The sequence below is a fragment of the Streptomyces netropsis genome, from assembly GCF_014203545.1.
GTDB classification, from domain to species: Bacteria; Actinomycetota; Actinomycetes; order Streptomycetales; family Streptomycetaceae; genus Streptomyces; species Streptomyces netropsis.
In genome coordinates this window covers 1,096,288-1,112,625 of sequence record NZ_JACHJG010000001.1, presented here as the reverse complement: position 1 = coordinate 1,112,625, position 16,338 = coordinate 1,096,288, and the positions used below count along the sequence as shown (strand labels likewise).

The following is a 16,338-nucleotide window of genomic DNA, read 5'->3' as shown; positions in this document are numbered from 1 at the left end:
TCACCAGACATGGCCCCCCTTCTCCCGAAGTTACGGGGGCATTTTGCCGAGTTCCTTAACCATAGTTCACCCGAACGCCTCGGTATTCTCTACCTGACCACCTGAGTCGGTTTAGGGTACGGGCCGCCATGAAACTCGCTAGAGGCTTTTCTCGACAGCATAGGATCATCCACTTCACCACAATCGGCTCGGCATCAGGTCTCAGCCTTAATGTGTGACGGATTTGCCTACCACACGGCCTACACCCTTACCCCGGGACTACCACCGCCCGGGCTGGACTACCTTCCTGCGTCACCCCATCGCTTACCTACTACAGATCCGGGTCACCGGCTCCACCACTTTCCTTTCCCCGAAGGGTCCGGAACGGCTTCACGGGCTTAGCATCGTCTGATTCGATATTGGGCGTTTCAAAGCGGGTACCGGAATATCAACCGGTTGTCCATCGACTACGCCTGTCGGCCTCGCCTTAGGTCCCGACTTACCCTGGGCAGATCAGCTTGACCCAGGAACCCTTAGTCAATCGGCGCACACGTTTCCCACGTGTGTATCGCTACTCATGCCTGCATTCTCACTCGTGAACCGTCCACAACTCGCTTCCGCGGCTGCTTCACCCGGCACACGACGCTCCCCTACCCATCCACACGGTCGTTGGACCTATTGTGTGAATGACACGACTTCGGCGGTACGCTTGAGCCCCGCTACATTGTCGGCGCGGAATCACTTGACCAGTGAGCTATTACGCACTCTTTCAAGGGTGGCTGCTTCTAAGCCAACCTCCTGGTTGTCTCTGCGACTCCACATCCTTTCCCACTTAGCGTACGCTTAGGGGCCTTAGTCGATGCTCTGGGCTGTTTCCCTCTCGACCATGGAGCTTATCCCCCACAGTCTCACTGCCGCGCTCTCACTTACCGGCATTCGGAGTTTGGCTAAGGTCAGTAACCCGGTAGGGCCCATCGCCTATCCAGTGCTCTACCTCCGGCAAGAAACACACGACGCTGCACCTAAATGCATTTCGGGGAGAACCAGCTATCACGGAGTTTGATTGGCCTTTCACCCCTAACCACAGGTCATCCCCCAGGTTTTCAACCCTGGTGGGTTCGGTCCTCCACGAAGTCTTACCTCCGCTTCAACCTGCCCATGGCTAGATCACTCCGCTTCGGGTCTTGGGCGCGCTACTCAATCGCCCTATTCGGACTCGCTTTCGCTACGGCTTCCCCACACGGGTTAACCTCGCAACACACCGCAAACTCGCAGGCTCATTCTTCAAAAGGCACGCAGTCACGACGCACCAAGCAAGCTTGATGCGCGACGCTCCCACGGCTTGTAGGCACACGGTTTCAGGTACTATTTCACTCCGCTCCCGCGGTACTTTTCACCATTCCCTCACGGTACTATCCGCTATCGGTCACCAGGGAATATTTAGGCTTAACGGGTGGTCCCGCCAGATTCACACGGGATTTCTCGGGCCCCGTGCTACTTGGGTGGTTCTCAAGCGAGCCGTACAGATTTCAGCTACGGGGGTCTTACCCTCTACGCCGGACCTTTCGCATGTCCTTCGCCTACCTGTACGGTTTCTGACTCGCCGACCAGCCGGCAGACTGATCAAGAGAACTCCCACAACCCCGTACGCGCAACCCCTGCCGGGTATCACACGCATACGGTTTGGCCTCATCCGGTTTCGCTCGCCACTACTCCCGGAATCACGGTTGTTTTCTCTTCCTGCGGGTACTGAGATGTTTCACTTCCCCGCGTTCCCTCCACACTGCCTATGTGTTCAGCAGCGGGTGACAGCCCATGACGACTGCCGGGTTTCCCCATTCGGACACCCCCGGATCAAAGCTCGGTTGACAGCTCCCCGGGGCCTATCGTGGCCTCCCACGTCCTTCATCGGTTCCTGGTGCCAAGGCATCCACCGTGCGCCCTTAAAAACTTGGCCACAGATGCTCGCGTCCACTGTGCAGTTCTCAAGCAACGACCAGCCACCCGTCACGCTCTACCGAAGCAGAACTTCACCGGGGCCGGCATCGCGAAGGTTCAGACTCGAAAGTCCGTACCCTCAGATACCCAACAGCGTGCCCGACCCGACCGACCTGTATTCACGTTCCACGCCGAAGCAGTACTAGTGACCCAAACCGATCGTGCCGAATAGTCAACGTTCCACCCATGAGCAACCGTGCGAGTCATTCGCTCGCAGTCGGCTATGTGCTCCTTAGAAAGGAGGTGATCCAGCCGCACCTTCCGGTACGGCTACCTTGTTACGACTTCGTCCCAATCGCCAGTCCCACCTTCGACGGCTCCCTCCACAAGGGTTGGGCCACCGGCTTCGGGTGTTACCGACTTTCGTGACGTGACGGGCGGTGTGTACAAGGCCCGGGAACGTATTCACCGCAGCAATGCTGATCTGCGATTACTAGCAACTCCAACTTCATGGGGTCGAGTTGCAGACCCCAATCCGAACTGAGACCGGCTTTTTGAGATTCGCTCCACCTCACGGTATCGCAGCTCATTGTACCGGCCATTGTAGCACGTGTGCAGCCCAAGACATAAGGGGCATGATGACTTGACGTCGTCCCCACCTTCCTCCGAGTTGACCCCGGCAGTCTCCTGTGAGTCCCCATCACCCCGAAGGGCATGCTGGCAACACAGAACAAGGGTTGCGCTCGTTGCGGGACTTAACCCAACATCTCACGACACGAGCTGACGACAGCCATGCACCACCTGTATACCGACCACAAGGGGGCGACCATCTCTGGCCGTTTCCGGTATATGTCAAGCCTTGGTAAGGTTCTTCGCGTTGCGTCGAATTAAGCCACATGCTCCGCTGCTTGTGCGGGCCCCCGTCAATTCCTTTGAGTTTTAGCCTTGCGGCCGTACTCCCCAGGCGGGGAACTTAATGCGTTAGCTGCGGCACCGACGACGTGGAATGTCGCCAACACCTAGTTCCCAACGTTTACGGCGTGGACTACCAGGGTATCTAATCCTGTTCGCTCCCCACGCTTTCGCTCCTCAGCGTCAGTAATGGCCCAGAGATCCGCCTTCGCCACCGGTGTTCCTCCTGATATCTGCGCATTTCACCGCTACACCAGGAATTCCGATCTCCCCTACCACACTCTAGCCTGCCCGTATCGAATGCAGACCCGGGGTTAAGCCCCGGGCTTTCACATCCGACGCAACAAGCCGCCTACGAGCTCTTTACGCCCAATAATTCCGGACAACGCTTGCGCCCTACGTATTACCGCGGCTGCTGGCACGTAGTTAGCCGGCGCTTCTTCTGCAGGTACCGTCACTCTCGCTTCTTCCCTGCTGAAAGAGGTTTACAACCCGAAGGCCGTCATCCCTCACGCGGCGTCGCTGCATCAGGCTTTCGCCCATTGTGCAATATTCCCCACTGCTGCCTCCCGTAGGAGTCTGGGCCGTGTCTCAGTCCCAGTGTGGCCGGTCGCCCTCTCAGGCCGGCTACCCGTCGTCGCCTTGGTAGGCCATTACCCCACCAACAAGCTGATAGGCCGCGGGCTCATCCTTCACCGCCGGAGCTTTCCACCCACCCCCATGCGGAGGCAGGTCGTATCCGGTATTAGACCCCGTTTCCAGGGCTTGTCCCAGAGTGAAGGGCAGATTGCCCACGTGTTACTCACCCGTTCGCCACTAATCCACCCCGAAAGGCTTCATCGTTCGACTTGCATGTGTTAAGCACGCCGCCAGCGTTCGTCCTGAGCCAGGATCAAACTCTCCGTGAATGTTTACCCGTAATCGGGTGACACTCGCGTTGAGCGGCACAACCAGACGGAATAAGTCCGGTCGTGCACAGCGTCCTCGCTGTGTTGTTGCCTACCAGAACCAAAGGAACCGGCAGGACTTTCAAAGGAACCGCGTCCCGATCCTCACGGACCGGAGACGGGGTATTTTATAGTCTGGCGTTGACTTTTGGCACGCTGTTGAGTTCTCAAGGAACGGACGCTTCCTTTGTACTCACCCTCTCGGGCTTTCCTCCGGGCGCTTCCCTTCGGTATTTCGTGTTCCGACTCTATCAGATCCTTTTCCGTGCCGTTCCCGGCTCGAATTTCGTTTCCGATCCCCGTCGGAGGGGGTTTGTTTCGCGCCTTTCGGCGTGAGCACTACGTTAGCGGATTTCCCTGGTGGCTCCTAATCGAGCCGATCGCAGTCCTTATTTCGGCATAGCGAAACAGGACCCCGATCCGGGGTGCGTCCTCGTAGTAGTGGTTGTGCCACCCAGCGGTCCACGCACACGGCGCTGCCCGTCTCAAGCGGCTCGGGCCACGTTAGGCGCTCTGCGGTGCAGAGTCAAGCACCCTCAACGCTACTCCTACTTGCCCCTGTGACGCGGCGCATGAGCCCGGTAGGGGCTGACGGTCGGATCGCCGTCCGCCCAGAAGCGCCAGGGATGGGCCGCGCCGTCGCCGCCGACGCCCGTGCGGGGGCCGCTGCGGATGTGGGCGGTGGGGACCGGGGTGCCGGTGAGAACGGAGAGCGGGCCCTCCGGGCCGGCGCAGACGTCGATGCCGTTCAGGGTGCGGTCGATGTCGAGCGCGGTGGCGAGCCGGGCCGGGCCCTGGGCCAGCTCGCGGTCCTTGCGCGCCTTGGGGCGGCGGGCGCGCGCGAGGTCGGCGCCTTCGGTCACCTCTCCCCCACGCAGGAGGACACCACTCGCGGTACCTTCCGGACCGCAGACCAGGTTGAGGCTGAACCACATCCCGTAGATGAAGTAGACGTAGGCGTGCCCGGGCGGTCCGAACATCGAGGCGTTCCGCTCGGTACGGCCGCGGTAGGCGTGGGAGCCGGGGTCCGCCTCGCCCGCGTAGGCCTCGACCTCCGTCAGGCGGATCTCGATCGGCCCGTCCGGTGTCATGCGGAGAAGGGTCCGCCCGAGGAGGTCCGGTGCGACCTCCAGGACAGGACGGTCGAAGAACTCCCGGGTGAGTGGCATACGGTCAGGCGCGGCGATCATGCCGATCGAGCGTAACGGAAGGGCCCGGGGAACGGGCCCGGGGAGGAAGAGCATGGGTTTCAAGAAGCTGCTGGCGAGCCTGGGTGCCGGAGGCGCTTCCGTCGAGACGGTGTTGTTCGAGGAGAACGTCGTCCCCGGCGGGGTCGTGCAGGGCGAGGTGCGGATTCAGGGCGGCTCGGTCGCGCAGCGGATCGAGGGACTGACCGTGGGCCTCCAGGCGCGGGTCGAGGTGGAGGGCGGGGACGGCGAGTACAAGCAGGACGTCCAGTTCACGCGCCTTCAGCTGGGTGGTGCCTTCGAGGTACAGGCCGGGGCGGTGCACTCGGTGCCGTTCGCGCTGGAGATCCCGTGGGAGACGCCGGTCACCACGTTCATGGGCCGGCACCTGACCGGGATGGACGTGGGCGTGACGACGGAGCTGGCGATCGCCCGCGCGGTGGACTCCGGCGATCTCGATCCGGTGAACGTCCACCCGATGCCGGCCCAGCAGGCCATCCTCGACGCCTTCGGCCGGCTGGGTTTCTCGTTCAAGAGCGCGGACCTCGAGCGGGGCCACATCCGTGGGACGCGGCAGCAGCTGCCGTTCTACCAGGAGATCGAGTTCTTCGCCCCGTCGCAGTACCGGGGGCTGAACCAGGTCGAGCTGTCGTTCGTCGCGGACGACCGCGAGATGGACGTCGTGCTGGAGATGGACAAGAAGCCAGGGCTCTTCACCGAGGGCAGTGACTCGTACCGCTCGTTCACCGTCGATCTGCAGTCCTTCGCGCAGACCGACTGGGCGGCCTACCTCAATCAGTGGCTCGCGGAGGTCGGCGGGCAGCGCAACTGGCTCTGATCGGCACAGGGGCGCGCGCTCGGCGCGCCCCTCGCCCGGCCGGTGCCTGCCGTTGCGCGTCTCAGGCGAGCAGCACCGTCAGCGGGGACTCGCTGTCGGCCCAGTAGTCGACGGCTTCGTCGAAGATCGCCTGCGCGGTGCGGGCGGCCTCGGGGGCCGCCTTGCGGAAGGCGTCCCAGTCCACCGCGATCAGCAGAGAGCCGCGGACCTTGCTCCCCTCGCGCCACCAGGAGAGATCCATGAGGCAGTCGGCGAGGGCGTCCCAGTTGCGGCCGAACCAGTCGGGGAAGTCGAGGTCGGCCGCGCACCGGTCGAGGAAGGCCGCCTTGTCGGTCACGCCGTCGAGGCGCAGTGGCGCAGCCCGCCAGTCGGCGTCGGCGGCGAGCGCCAGGACGCGGGCGGGAGTGTCGGTGGGGGGCAGGTCGTAGACGCCCGGCGGGGTGGAGCCGTAGAGGAGCGCGGAGAGGCCTGGTGCGGGCAGCGGGCCGGTCATGGTTGTACCACCGCTTCGAAGGTCTGGTAGTGGTCGCCGGTGTAGAAGCGCTCGGCGTGGTCGCCGGTGATGATGCGGCGGGCGCCTCGGGTGCGGGCGCCCGGGGTGGGGACGGTGTACTCGTGGTAGTACCCACGGGCCTGCTTGGGCAGCCGGTGCTCGTAGTTGCCGAAGACGGTGCCGTCCTTGTCGTACGGGAAGGGGCCACCCCTGTCGATGAGTTCGAGGGTACGGCGGGCCTCGGCGGGCAGCCGGTCCCGGGTGACGGTCGTCATGCCCTTCGCCCAGGCGGGAATCGCGGTGGGCGCGGTCGAGGTCCTTGACGCGGGCGGGGCCTTGTCGGCCTTGGAGGCGCCGGATGAGCATGCCGGCAGCAGGAGCAGGGGGAGCGAGGCCAGCAGCACGGTCAGTGTGCGCCAGGGCCTGCCCGGCGGCCGTCCGTGTCGTCGTCCGTTTTGTCGAAGCACACTCCGTATGGTCGCAGCCGGTGCCGGTCACAGCCTCGTTAGGCTGGGCACTTTCACTGATCCGCGCGTACAGGAGGTGTTGAGGTGTCCGAGCAGAAGAGGCGGCCGCTCCCCCACGATTTCCACCCGGAGGTGCCCTCGTTCACGGTGGTGAGCGACGACGTGGCACATGGCGGGACGCTCGGTGACGCCCAGGTGCACAGCGGGGGCAACACCTCGCCGCAGCTGCGCTGGGAGGGCTTCCCCGAGGGTACGAAGAGCTTCGCCGTGACGTGCTTCGATCCGGACGCGCCGACCGGCAGCGGGTTCTGGCACTGGTCGCTGTTCGACATCCCGGCGTCCGTCACGGAGCTGCCGGCCGGTGCGGGGAGTGCCGGGTTCAAGGGGCTGCCCGAGGGTGCGGTGCACGTGCGCAACGACTACGGGACGCGGGACTTCGGCGGGGCCGCTCCGCCGCCCGGGGACGGGCCGCACCGCTATGTGTTCACGGTGTACGCGGTGGACCGGGAGAAGCTGGGGCCGGACGAGGACGCCACCCCCGCCGTGGTGGGCTTCCATCTGCGGTTCCACGCGCTGGCGCGCGCCGAGCTGATCGGCGAGTACGAGACTCCCGCCTCGGCCTGAGTTCCGTACGGTCCGGGCGCGGTCCATGTGCCGCGTCCGGAAATTCCGTTGCGCCCCGCCGCCGCGAACCGCACAGTGGTGCATGGCTGACGGCTCTCATCCGCCGTCGGGCAGCAGATACCGCAGTGGCGGGGGCGGCGGGGCGCGAGGCAGCGCCCGCCGTCTGCCGGAGCCCGGCCCACGCCGGGTGCCCGCGTCCGCTGCCGTGCGCTCCGGGCCCGTGTTCGTACGGGGGAAGGGCCCGGAGCGTTTCCCCCTTTCCCCCTCCTGTTCCCGCCCTCCCGACATGTCGTCAACTCCCTTTCGACCTGCGGAAATTGCGTTGTTTCCCGCCATCCCGCCCGGCACAGTTGAGCCATCTTTGCCGCTGGGGCGGGGACGGGCCGGGAGGTGGACGGAATGCGGGAGACGTTGGTCCTCAATGCGAGCTTCGAGCCGCTGGCGACGGTGTCGCTGCGCCGGGCGGTGGTGCTCGTGATGCAGGACAAGGCCGTCGTCGAGCAGGCCCATCCCGGTCTGCGGATCCGCGCGTCGGCCGTCGAGATGCCGGTGCCTCGGGTGATCAGGCTCTCCCGGTACGTACGGGTGCCGTTCCGAAGACAGGCGCCGTGGACGCGGCGGGGGGTGCTGGTGCGCGACCGGCACCGGTGCGCGTACTGCGGGCGGCGGGCAACGACGGTGGACCATGTGATGCCGCGCTCGCGCGGGGGCGCGGACAGCTGGCTGAACACGGTCGCGGCGTGCGCGGAGGACAACCACCGCAAGGCGGACCGTACGCCCGAGCAGGCGGGAATGCGCTTGCTGACCCGGCCCTTCGAGCCGACGCCGTCCGAGTCGCTGTTGTTCTCGCTGGGGGCGGACGGCCGGGCGGCCCTTCCCCAGTGGCTGGCCCGGCCGGCGTAGCACGGGTGGTGGCCCGGGGACCGTCCCGTCGGGGCGGTCCCCGGGCGCCGTGCGTCAGCCGAGCAGCAGTTGGACGATCGCGACGATGCCCACGGCGACGATGACCGCGCGCAGGGCCGTCGGCGGGAGGCGGCGGCCGACCTTCGCGCCGATCTGGCCGCCGACGGCGGATCCCACCGCGATGAGCACGACCGCCGTCCAGTCGAAGTCGGCGACGAACAGGAAGAAGAGCGCGGCGACGCCGTTGACGACGACGCCGAGGATGTTCTTTATGCCGTTGATGCGCTGGAGGTCGTCCTGGAGGAGCAGGCCCATGAGGGAGAGGTACAGGACCCCTTGGGCGGCGCCGAAGTAGCCGCCGTACATGCTGGACAGCAGCAGGCCGACGAGCAGGGCGATGCCGCCGTCGCCGCCGGCTTCGGTGCCGTTGCGCTCGCGGCGGCGGGCGAGCGCCTTGGCGAGCCGGGGCTGGAGGACGACGAGTACCAGGGCGGCGGCGATGAGGGCGGGCACGATCGCGTCGAACGCCTTCGACGGCAGTGCGAGCAGCAGGATCGCTCCGGTGAGGCCGCCGATCAGGGCGGTGACGCCGAAGCGGATGACACGGCGGCGCTGGCCGCGCAGTTCACGGCGGTAGCCCAGGGCGCCGCTGATGTTGCCGGTGACGAGGCCGAGCGTGTTGGAGACGTTGGCCGTGATGGGCGGGAGTCCGGTGGCGAGGAGCACCGGAAAGGTGATCAGGGTGCCGGAGCCGACGATGGTGTTGATGGTGCCGGCGCCGATGCCGGCCGCGAAGACCGCGAGTGCTTCCCAGATGGACAACGCCATCTCCTTTGGTCAGTGTGTCGCCTCCCCGCCGGTTAAGGGGTCGAGGGGCCACACTGATCATGCACCAGGACTGATCTTCGTCAACAGTGGACAGGGCTTCAGTCGATCGGCGGCTGCTCGCGGCGCGGCGGCTCCTTGGCCTCCTTCGAACCCCGGCTCATGGGGCCGAAGTTGCCGACGGCGCCACTGAGGCCCTTGAGGGCGTCACCGATTTCGCTGGGCACGATCCAGAGCTTGTTGGCGTCGCCTTCGGCGATCTTCGGGAGCATCTGGAGGTACTGGTAGGACAGCAGCTTCTCGTCGGCGTCGCCCGCGTGGATGGACTCGAAGACCGTGCGGATCGCCTGGGCCTCGCCCTCGGCGCGCAGCGCGGCGGCCTTGGCCTCGCCCTCGGCGCGCAGGATCGCGGACTGCTTCTCGCCCTCGGCGGTCAGGATCTGCGACTGGCGGATGCCTTCGGCGGTGAGGATCGCGGCGCGCTTGTCACGGTCGGCGCGCATCTGCTTCTCCATCGAGTCCTGGATGGAGGTCGGCGGCTCGATGGCCTTGAGCTCGACGCGGTTGACGCGGATGCCCCACTTGCCGGTGGCCTCGTCGAGGACGCCGCGCAGGGCCGCGTTGATCTCCTCGCGGGAGGTGAGGGTCCGCTCGAGGTCCATGCCGCCGATGATGTTGCGCAGGGTGGTGACGGTGAGCTGCTCGATGGCCTGGATGAAGCTGGAGACCTCGTAGGTGGCGGCCCGGGCGTCGGTGACCTGGTAGTAGATGACGGTGTCGATGTTGACGACCAGGTTGTCCTGGGTGATCACCGGCTGCGGGGGGAACGGCACGACCTGCTCACGGAGGTCGATGCGATTGCGGATGGAGTCGATGAACGGGACGACGATGTTCAGGCCCGCGTTGAGGGTGCGGGTGTAGCGGCCGAAGCGCTCGACGATGGCGGCGCTGGCCTGTGGGATCACCTGCACCGTCTTCATGAGGGCGATGAAGACGAGCACCACCAGGATGATCAGGACGATGATGATCGGTTCCATCGTGGCTCCCCGTGCCTTGGTCGTGATGTCGGGTGTGGTCGATCGGGCTGTCGGTTCGGGCAGTCGTTGATCGACTCCATGAAGTCTTTCAGAACCCCCCGCCGCCGTGCAGGCGTTGGGCCCACATCGCGTGGATCGCTCACATCACGATGGCCGTCGCGCCGTCGATCTCGATGACGTCCACCTGCTGCCCCGCCTCGAAAATCCGCTCGGTGTCGTACGAACGGGCCGACCAGATCTCACCGGCGAGCTTGATGCGGCCGCCGCCGGCGTCGACCCGCTCGATCACGACGGCCTGCCGGCCCTTGAGGGCGTCGACTCCCGACATCAGCTCGGGGCGCTGCGCCTTGTGCCGGGCGGCGATGGGGCGCACCACGGCGATGAGGGCGACGGAGACGACGGCGAAGACGACGAACTGCGCCACGGTGCCGCCGCCGAGGGCGGAGGTGACGGCGGCGGCGACGGCTCCGACCGCGAGCATGCCGAACTCGGGCATCGCGGTGACGACCAGCGGAATACCCAGCCCGACGGCGGCGACGAGCCACCACACCCATGCGTCCACCCGTTCATGGTAGGCGCGGGGGCGTCGGCGGGACAGTGCGCCGGGGAATGCCCTTCGGGGCGTCTCCCCCGGTCCTCGGACGCGGGCCGGGGGTGCGGCGCCCTCGGGACGCGGCGTTCGTTACGAGAGCGGCAGGCCCTGGGCGGTCCAGCGGTCCCCGTGGCGCTCGACGATCAGGGGGAGGCCGAAGCAGTGGGAGAGGTTGCGGGAGGTGAGCTCCAGCTCGACGGGGCCGGCGGCGAGCACCTTGCCCTGACGGATCATCAGGACGTGGGTGAAGCCGGGCGGGATCTCCTCGACGTGGTGGGTGACCATGACCATCGAGGGCGCGAGCGGGTCCTTGGCGAGCCGGCCGAGGCGGCGGACGAGGTCCTCGCGACCGCCGAGGTCGAGGCCCGCGGCGGGCTCGTCGAGCAGCAGCAGCTCGGGGTCGGTCATCATCGCGCGGGCGATGAGGGTGCGCTTGCGCTCGCCCTCGGAGAGGGTGCCGAACTTCCGGTCCAGGAATTCCGTCATGCCGAGCACGTCGAGGAAGGCGCGGGCACGCTGCTCGTCGACGTCCTCGTAGTCCTCCTGCCAGGTGGCCGTCATGCCGTACGCGGCGGTCAGCACCGTCTCCAGGACGGTCTGGGTGCGCGGCAGCTTGTCGGCGAGGGCGATGCCCGCCATGCCGATGCGCGGGCGCAGCTCGAAGACGTCCACCTTGCCGAGCTTCTCGCCGAGGACCGTGGCCGAGCCCTTGGTCGGGAAGAGGTAGCTGGAGGCGACATTGAGGAGAGTGGTCTTGCCGGCGCCGTTGGGGCCGAGGATCACCCAGCGCTCACCCTCCTTGACCGACCAGGAGACCTGGTCCACCAGAGCCCGGCCCTCGCGGACCACGGATACGTCCACCAGTTCCAGCACATCGCTCATGAGCGCGTTGTCTCCCATAACAGTCTCGTCGTCGCTTGCGCCTGTCGGCGCAGCCCCCGAGGAAAACCTACGCCACCGGCTGTCGGTGCCAGTCCTTAGGCTGGTGGCCATGCTCGATGAACATCGCTCAGGACGGCTCACGGCATGGGGAAATGCCCTGATTGCCGGATTTGCCGCACCTGATGACGCCGCACACCACATCACCGGGGACGACGTTGTGCATCGCGTCACCGGTCTGCCCGGGGAATCGGGGCCGGTCGGACTCACGCTCGCGCTCGGCAGGCTGCGCGCGCTCGGGGCGAGGGGCCTGCGGCTCGCGCTGCCCGCGCCGGGCCACCCGCTGGGGCTGAGCGGCCCGCCGGAGTTCAACGCCCGCGCGCTGGAGGCCGAGGAGGCGGTCGTCGCCTCCGGCCTCGCCCTCGGGCTCGTTCCGGAGGTCTACGAGGCCGGGCCCGAGGGCGATGTGCATGTGGAGGTGCTGTGGCACTGCCTGCCCGTGCGGGATGCGCCGCCCGCGGACGTCCCCTCGCTCGGGGAGGCCGAGCGGGAGCTGGCCGAGGCGCTGCGTGACGCGACGGAGGTGCTCTCCCGGCTGGACGTGGCCGGTTCGGGCCCGGTGGCGCAGGCCGCCCTGGACGCCTACCGGGCGCGGGCCGAGCGGGGGCGCGAGGTGCTCGCGCCGGGATATCCGCCGCGCGCGGTGCGGGTCCTGGAGCTGGCCCAGCGGGTGGGCGCGCTGATCGCGATCGCCTACGAGCCGGGCGACCGCGAGGGCCGTGAGCACGGCGGAGCGGTGAGCGCGTCGGAGATCGCGGCGCGGACCGAGGCGCTGCGGCCGGTGGAGCGGACGGCCCGGCGGGCCCAGGTGGCCGCGTACAACGCCATGGTGGAGGAGCGGGAGCGGCACTGAATCCGTGCCGACGCGCGAGAAGGCCCTGCGGACCGACCGGTCCGCGGGGCCTTCTCCGACGCTCGGGGTGAGACGGGGTGCGTCAGGCGTTGACGCAGGTGTTGCCGAACGTGGGGTTGAGGATGCCGAGGAGGATGTCGATGGTGTTGCCGCAGATGTTCAAGGGAACGTCGATGGGCACCTGGATGATGTTGCCCGAGATGATGCCCGGCGAGCCCTTGGCGACCGCCTGGGCACCGGCACCGTGACGGTCCTTGTGATCGTCGTTCGCGGACGCGGCGCCGACAGAGCTACCGACGACGGCGCCTGCCGCGGCCAGAACGACGACGGCCTTTTTGGCACTGTTCATGAGGTTTCTTCCTTTTTGCTGATGTTCTGTGGCGACCCCAGCCGCGGGGTCGCGTACTGATGAACGTCAGCGAACCGCCGATGGCACGGCCATCGGCGGTGTTGCCCTCGTTCGGACGATCCCTCGTCCCCGGAGCCCGGCTCCGTCGGAACGGAGCCGGGCGGGCAGGATGCGCCGGAATTACTTGTTGATGCAGACGTTCCCGGCGGCGGGGTTGAACAGACCGACCACGCTGACGGTGTTGCCGCAGAGGTTCACCGGGATCTCGACGGGGACCTGAACGACGTTGCCGGAGACGACGCCCGGGGAGCCCTTGGCCTCGCCCTGGGCACCGTGCGCGGAGGCCGCGCCCGCCCCGGCGAGGGCGAGACCGCCGACGGCGATCGTGACGGCAGCGGCCTTCTTCATGTTCTTCACTTCTTTAATGACCTTCCTGGAACGTTGCCACGGCCAGCCGCCGCGGTACGCATGGAGAACGGGTCACCGCCGGTCTGGATGCGGGGCCGGGCCTACGACCACACGACCGTATGAATCTCTGATCAGAAGACGACGTTCCGCTATGACGGACTCAGTCCCCGATCCCGTGGCGTACCGCCCAAAGCGCCGCCTGGGTCCGATCGGAGAGATCGAGCTTCATCAGGATGTTCGACACGTGGGTCTTGACGGTCTTCTCCGACAGCACGAGGGCACGGGCGATCTCCCGGTTGGACCGGCCGTCCGCGATCAGCGCGAGCACCTCCCGCTCCCGTTCGGTCAGCCCGTTGCCCCGTCCCTGGCCGCCACCGCTCTCCTCCTGGGCCAGCAGGGCCCCGGCGACCTCGGGCTGCAACAGCACGTGCCCGGCGTGCACGGACCGGATCGCACCGGCGAGGGCATCGGGGTCCACGTCCTTGTAGACGTAGCCGGCCGCCCCGGCCCGGAGTGCCGGGACGACGGTGCGCTGCTCGGTGAAGCTGGTGACGATCAGCACCCGGGCGGGGTTGGCCAGCTCCCGGAGCTTGCGCAGCGCCTCGATGCCGTCGGTGCCGGGCATCTTCACGTCCATCAGGACGACGTCGGGGCGCAGCTCCTCGGCGCGGGCGACGCCCTCGGCGCCGTCCGCCGCCTCGCCCACCACCTCGATGTCGTCCTGGACCTCCAGGAAGGTCCGCAGCCCCCTGCGCACGACCTGGTGGTCGTCGACCAGCAGCACCCGAATCACACGGTGGTCAGACACCCGGCACCTCCATGTCGATCGTGGTGCCCTTGCCGGGCTCCGATGTCACGGTCAGCCTGCCGCCGACGCCGCTCGCCCGGTCCCGCATCGAGACGAGGCCGAGGTGGCGGCCGGCCCGGCGGACGGTGGAGGGGTCGAAGCCCTGCCCGTCGTCGGTCACCCGCAGCACCACCACCGGGCCGACGCGGCTGACGACGACCTCGACGCGCTCGGCGCCGGAGTGACGCAGGGCGTTGTGCAGGGCCTCCTGGGCGACGCGCAGCATCGCCTCCTCCTGGGCGGCCGGCAGGGCCCGTACGCCGTTCGAGGCGAAGGTGACGTGTGCGGCATGGGCCCGGTCGAGGACCTTGACCTGGGTGCGCAGGGTGGCGACCAGCCCGTCCTCGTCGAGTCCGGCGGGGCGCAGCTCCACCACCGCGGCGCGCAGCTCGTCGGCCGCCTCGGCGGCGAGCTGGGCGACCTGCTGCAGCTCGCCCTTGGCGCGGGCGGGGTCGCGGTCCACCAGGGCGGTGGCGGCCTGGGCGGTCAGCCGCAGGGAGAAGAGCTTCTGGGCGACGGCGTCGTGCAGCTCGTGGGCGAGACGGGCCCGCTCCCCCGCGATGGTCAGCTCGCGACTGCGCTCGTAGAGGCGGGCGTTGGTGAGGGCTATGGCGGCGTGCTGGGCGAGCACGCCGAGCAGTTCCTCGTCCTCGGCGGTGAAGCCGCAGCCACCGGGCTCGGACGGGGTCCGCTGTGCCGCGGTCCTCTTGTTCGCCAGGAACAGCGCACCGAGGATCTCATCGCCGTCGGCGACGGGCATGCCGAGGAAGTCGCTCATCTCGGGGTGGGCGTCGGGCCAGCCCTCGAAGCGGGGGTCCTCGCGGACGTCGGCGAGGCGCTGGGTGGTGGCCTCCTGGAGCATCGCGGCGAGGATGCCGTGCTGGCGCGGCAGCGGGCCGATGGCCTTCCACTCCTCGTCGCTGATGCCGTCGACGACGAACTGAGCGAAGCCGCCGTGGTCGTCGGGGACGCCGAGCGCCGCGTACTCGGCGTCCAGCAGCTCGCGGGCGGAGACGACGATCGTCTTGAGGACGTCGCGCACCTCGAGGTGCCTGCTCATGGCGAGGAGCGCGGTGCTCACGGCGGTGAGGCCGGAGCGTGGGCCATTGGTCATGGCTTCACCGTACCGACGGGTGGGGAGGGGCGTATCGGACCGGCGACGGCCGGAGGTACGTCTCGGGGCCTAGGTCGAAGTGCCTTGGGAGCCACCTCCCCCACACCCCAAAAGCGACAATACGGATTCATCGCCTATATAAGAGGACGGAAGGGTGTGACTGCTCGGCCGTCTCGCGGAGGGATGGGTCACCGGTATCCGGGGCACGAGTTCCGGCATGTGCCCCTCATCGCGCCCGGCCGGGGACCAGACTCGGGATATGTCTATACCAACGACGCAGTGGACCCCCACCCACGGTGACCCCTACCGGCCGGTGCCCTACCGCCCCGAGCGGATGCCCGCCGAGGAGTCCCTCGCCCGCGCCGCCGAACTGCGGGAGCGGATGGACCGGCGCCGGACCGTCCGGCAGTTCTCGGCCGACCCGGTGCCCGAGCAGGTGGTGCGGGACGCGATCGCGTGCGCGGCCACCGCGCCGTCCGGGGCGCACCAGCAGCCGTGGACGTTCGCGCTGGTGAAGGACCCCGAGGTGCGGCGGCGGATCCGGGCGGCCGCGGAGGAAGAGGAGCGGATCTCCTACGACGGCCGGCTGGGCGAGGAGTGGCTGGCGGCGCTGCGGCCGCTGGGCACGGACGAGGTCAAGCCGCACCTGACGGACGCGCCCGCGCTGATCGTGGTCTTCCAGCAGCGCTACTGGCTGGGCGAGGACGGCGACAAGCGCAAGCACTACTACGTGGACGAGTCGGTCGGCATCGCGGTCGGGATGCTGCTCTCCGCCCTGCACCTGTCGGGGCTGGCGGCGCTGGTGCACACGCCGAGCCCCATGCGTTTCCTGTCCGAGGTGCTGGGCCGCCCGGCGAACGAGAAGGCCTTCGCGGTGATCCCGGTGGGGTACCCGGCGGCGGACTGCCGGGTACCGGATCTGGTCCGCAAGAGCCTCGATCAGGTGCTGGTCGAGATCTGAGGCCGCCTCCCGAGGCCCGAACGGGCATATCCGCGTACGCGAACGGTCACACCGGGCGACCGTCGGGGGTCTCCGGTGTGACCCCGCGCATAGGACCCACATCACTTACGACCTCGGCTAGTGGA

At 67.6% G+C, this 16,338-nt stretch carries 16 protein-coding genes and 2 rRNA genes; 5 read left to right on the top strand and 13 right to left on the bottom strand.

What is annotated here, in order from left to right:
* The 3 genes from FHS38_RS05030 to FHS38_RS05020 form a co-directional block, all read right to left on the bottom strand.
* Window positions 1-1,936: ribosomal RNA gene (locus FHS38_RS05030) — 23S ribosomal RNA — on the bottom strand; the annotation flags it as partial.
* 277 nt (window positions 1,937-2,213) lie between these two features.
* A 16S ribosomal RNA gene (locus FHS38_RS05025) occupies window positions 2,214-3,737 on the bottom strand.
* A 587-nt stretch (window positions 3,738-4,324) separates the two neighbouring features.
* Window positions 4,325-4,966, bottom strand: coding sequence for a DNA-3-methyladenine glycosylase (locus FHS38_RS05020; protein ID WP_184730978.1), 642 nt, complete (start codon window positions 4,964-4,966; stop codon window positions 4,325-4,327).
* Between the two features lie 52 nt (window positions 4,967-5,018).
* Here FHS38_RS05020 and FHS38_RS05015 point away from each other — a divergent pair, with 52 nt between their 5' ends.
* A complete protein-coding gene (locus tag FHS38_RS05015; RefSeq protein ID WP_184730976.1) occupies window positions 5,019-5,801 on the top strand; it encodes a sporulation protein in 783 nt (260 codons plus the stop codon).
* 61 nt (window positions 5,802-5,862) lie between these two features.
* Here FHS38_RS05015 and FHS38_RS05010 read toward each other — a convergent pair whose 3' ends face one another.
* Together FHS38_RS05010 and FHS38_RS05005 are read right to left on the bottom strand one after the other, a co-directional pair.
* Entirely contained in the window at window positions 5,863-6,294 is a 432-nt protein-coding gene (locus FHS38_RS05010) for a barstar family protein (RefSeq protein ID WP_184730974.1), read from the bottom strand.
* Entirely contained in the window at window positions 6,291-6,761 is a 471-nt protein-coding gene (locus FHS38_RS05005) for a guanyl-specific ribonuclease (RefSeq protein ID WP_229822883.1), read from the bottom strand. The genes FHS38_RS05010 and FHS38_RS05005 overlap by 4 nt, the downstream gene beginning before the upstream one ends.
* A gap of 84 nt (window positions 6,762-6,845) precedes the next feature.
* On the opposite strand from FHS38_RS05005, the gene FHS38_RS05000 reads away from it, so the two are divergent.
* Together FHS38_RS05000 and FHS38_RS04995 are read left to right on the top strand one after the other, a co-directional pair.
* Window positions 6,846-7,385, top strand: coding sequence for a YbhB/YbcL family Raf kinase inhibitor-like protein (locus FHS38_RS05000; protein WP_184730972.1), 540 nt, complete (start codon window positions 6,846-6,848; stop codon window positions 7,383-7,385).
* A 399-nt stretch (window positions 7,386-7,784) separates the two neighbouring features.
* Window positions 7,785-8,288 carry an HNH endonuclease gene (locus FHS38_RS04995; protein WP_184730970.1) on the top strand — a complete coding sequence of 168 codons (504 nt, stop codon included), beginning with the start codon at window positions 7,785-7,787 and terminating at the stop codon, window positions 8,286-8,288.
* Window positions 8,289-8,342: 54 nt separating this feature from the next.
* Here the strand turns inward: FHS38_RS04995 and FHS38_RS04990 are convergent, their stop codons facing one another.
* From FHS38_RS04990 to FHS38_RS04975, 4 genes are all read right to left on the bottom strand, one after another.
* The gene (locus tag FHS38_RS04990; protein WP_229822884.1) at window positions 8,343-9,110 is read right to left on the bottom strand and encodes a sulfite exporter TauE/SafE family protein; all 768 of its coding nucleotides are present in this window, start codon (window positions 9,108-9,110) and stop codon (window positions 8,343-8,345) included.
* A 104-nt stretch (window positions 9,111-9,214) separates the two neighbouring features.
* A complete protein-coding gene (locus FHS38_RS04985; protein ID WP_184730966.1) occupies window positions 9,215-10,150 on the bottom strand; it encodes an SPFH domain-containing protein in 936 nt (311 codons plus the stop codon).
* A 139-nt stretch (window positions 10,151-10,289) separates the two neighbouring features.
* Entirely contained in the window at window positions 10,290-10,712 is a 423-nt protein-coding gene (locus tag FHS38_RS04980; RefSeq protein WP_184730964.1) for an NfeD family protein, read from the bottom strand.
* A 120-nt stretch (window positions 10,713-10,832) separates the two neighbouring features.
* Window positions 10,833-11,624 carry an ABC transporter ATP-binding protein gene (locus tag FHS38_RS04975; protein ID WP_184730962.1) on the bottom strand — a complete coding sequence of 264 codons (792 nt, stop codon included), beginning with the start codon at window positions 11,622-11,624 and terminating at the stop codon, window positions 10,833-10,835.
* 109 nt (window positions 11,625-11,733) lie between these two features.
* On the opposite strand from FHS38_RS04975, the gene FHS38_RS04970 reads away from it, so the two are divergent.
* Window positions 11,734-12,534 carry an Rv1486c family protein gene (locus FHS38_RS04970; RefSeq protein WP_184730960.1) on the top strand — a complete coding sequence of 267 codons (801 nt, stop codon included), beginning with the start codon at window positions 11,734-11,736 and terminating at the stop codon, window positions 12,532-12,534.
* Window positions 12,535-12,616: 82 nt separating this feature from the next.
* On the opposite strand, the gene FHS38_RS04965 is transcribed toward FHS38_RS04970, so the two are convergent.
* The 4 genes from FHS38_RS04965 to FHS38_RS04950 form a co-directional block, all read right to left on the bottom strand.
* The gene (locus tag FHS38_RS04965; protein WP_184730958.1) at window positions 12,617-12,883 is read right to left on the bottom strand and encodes a chaplin; all 267 of its coding nucleotides are present in this window, start codon (window positions 12,881-12,883) and stop codon (window positions 12,617-12,619) included.
* Window positions 12,884-13,063: 180 nt separating this feature from the next.
* Entirely contained in the window at window positions 13,064-13,291 is a 228-nt protein-coding gene (locus FHS38_RS04960; protein ID WP_184730956.1) for a chaplin, read from the bottom strand.
* Between the two features lie 160 nt (window positions 13,292-13,451).
* Entirely contained in the window at window positions 13,452-14,099 is a 648-nt protein-coding gene (locus tag FHS38_RS04955; RefSeq protein WP_184730954.1) for a response regulator, read from the bottom strand.
* Window positions 14,092-15,252: a GAF domain-containing sensor histidine kinase gene (locus tag FHS38_RS04950; protein ID WP_184730952.1), complete on the bottom strand. Its 1,161-nt coding sequence runs from the start codon at window positions 15,250-15,252 to the stop codon at window positions 14,092-14,094. Before FHS38_RS04950 ends, FHS38_RS04955 begins: the two co-directional genes overlap by 8 nt.
* 259 nt (window positions 15,253-15,511) lie before the next feature.
* Here FHS38_RS04950 and FHS38_RS04945 point away from each other — a divergent pair, with 259 nt between their 5' ends.
* On the top strand, window positions 15,512-16,213 hold the full coding sequence (locus FHS38_RS04945; RefSeq protein ID WP_184730950.1) for a nitroreductase family protein: 702 nt from the start codon (window positions 15,512-15,514) through the stop codon (window positions 16,211-16,213).
* Window positions 16,214-16,338: the final 125 nt, after the last annotated feature.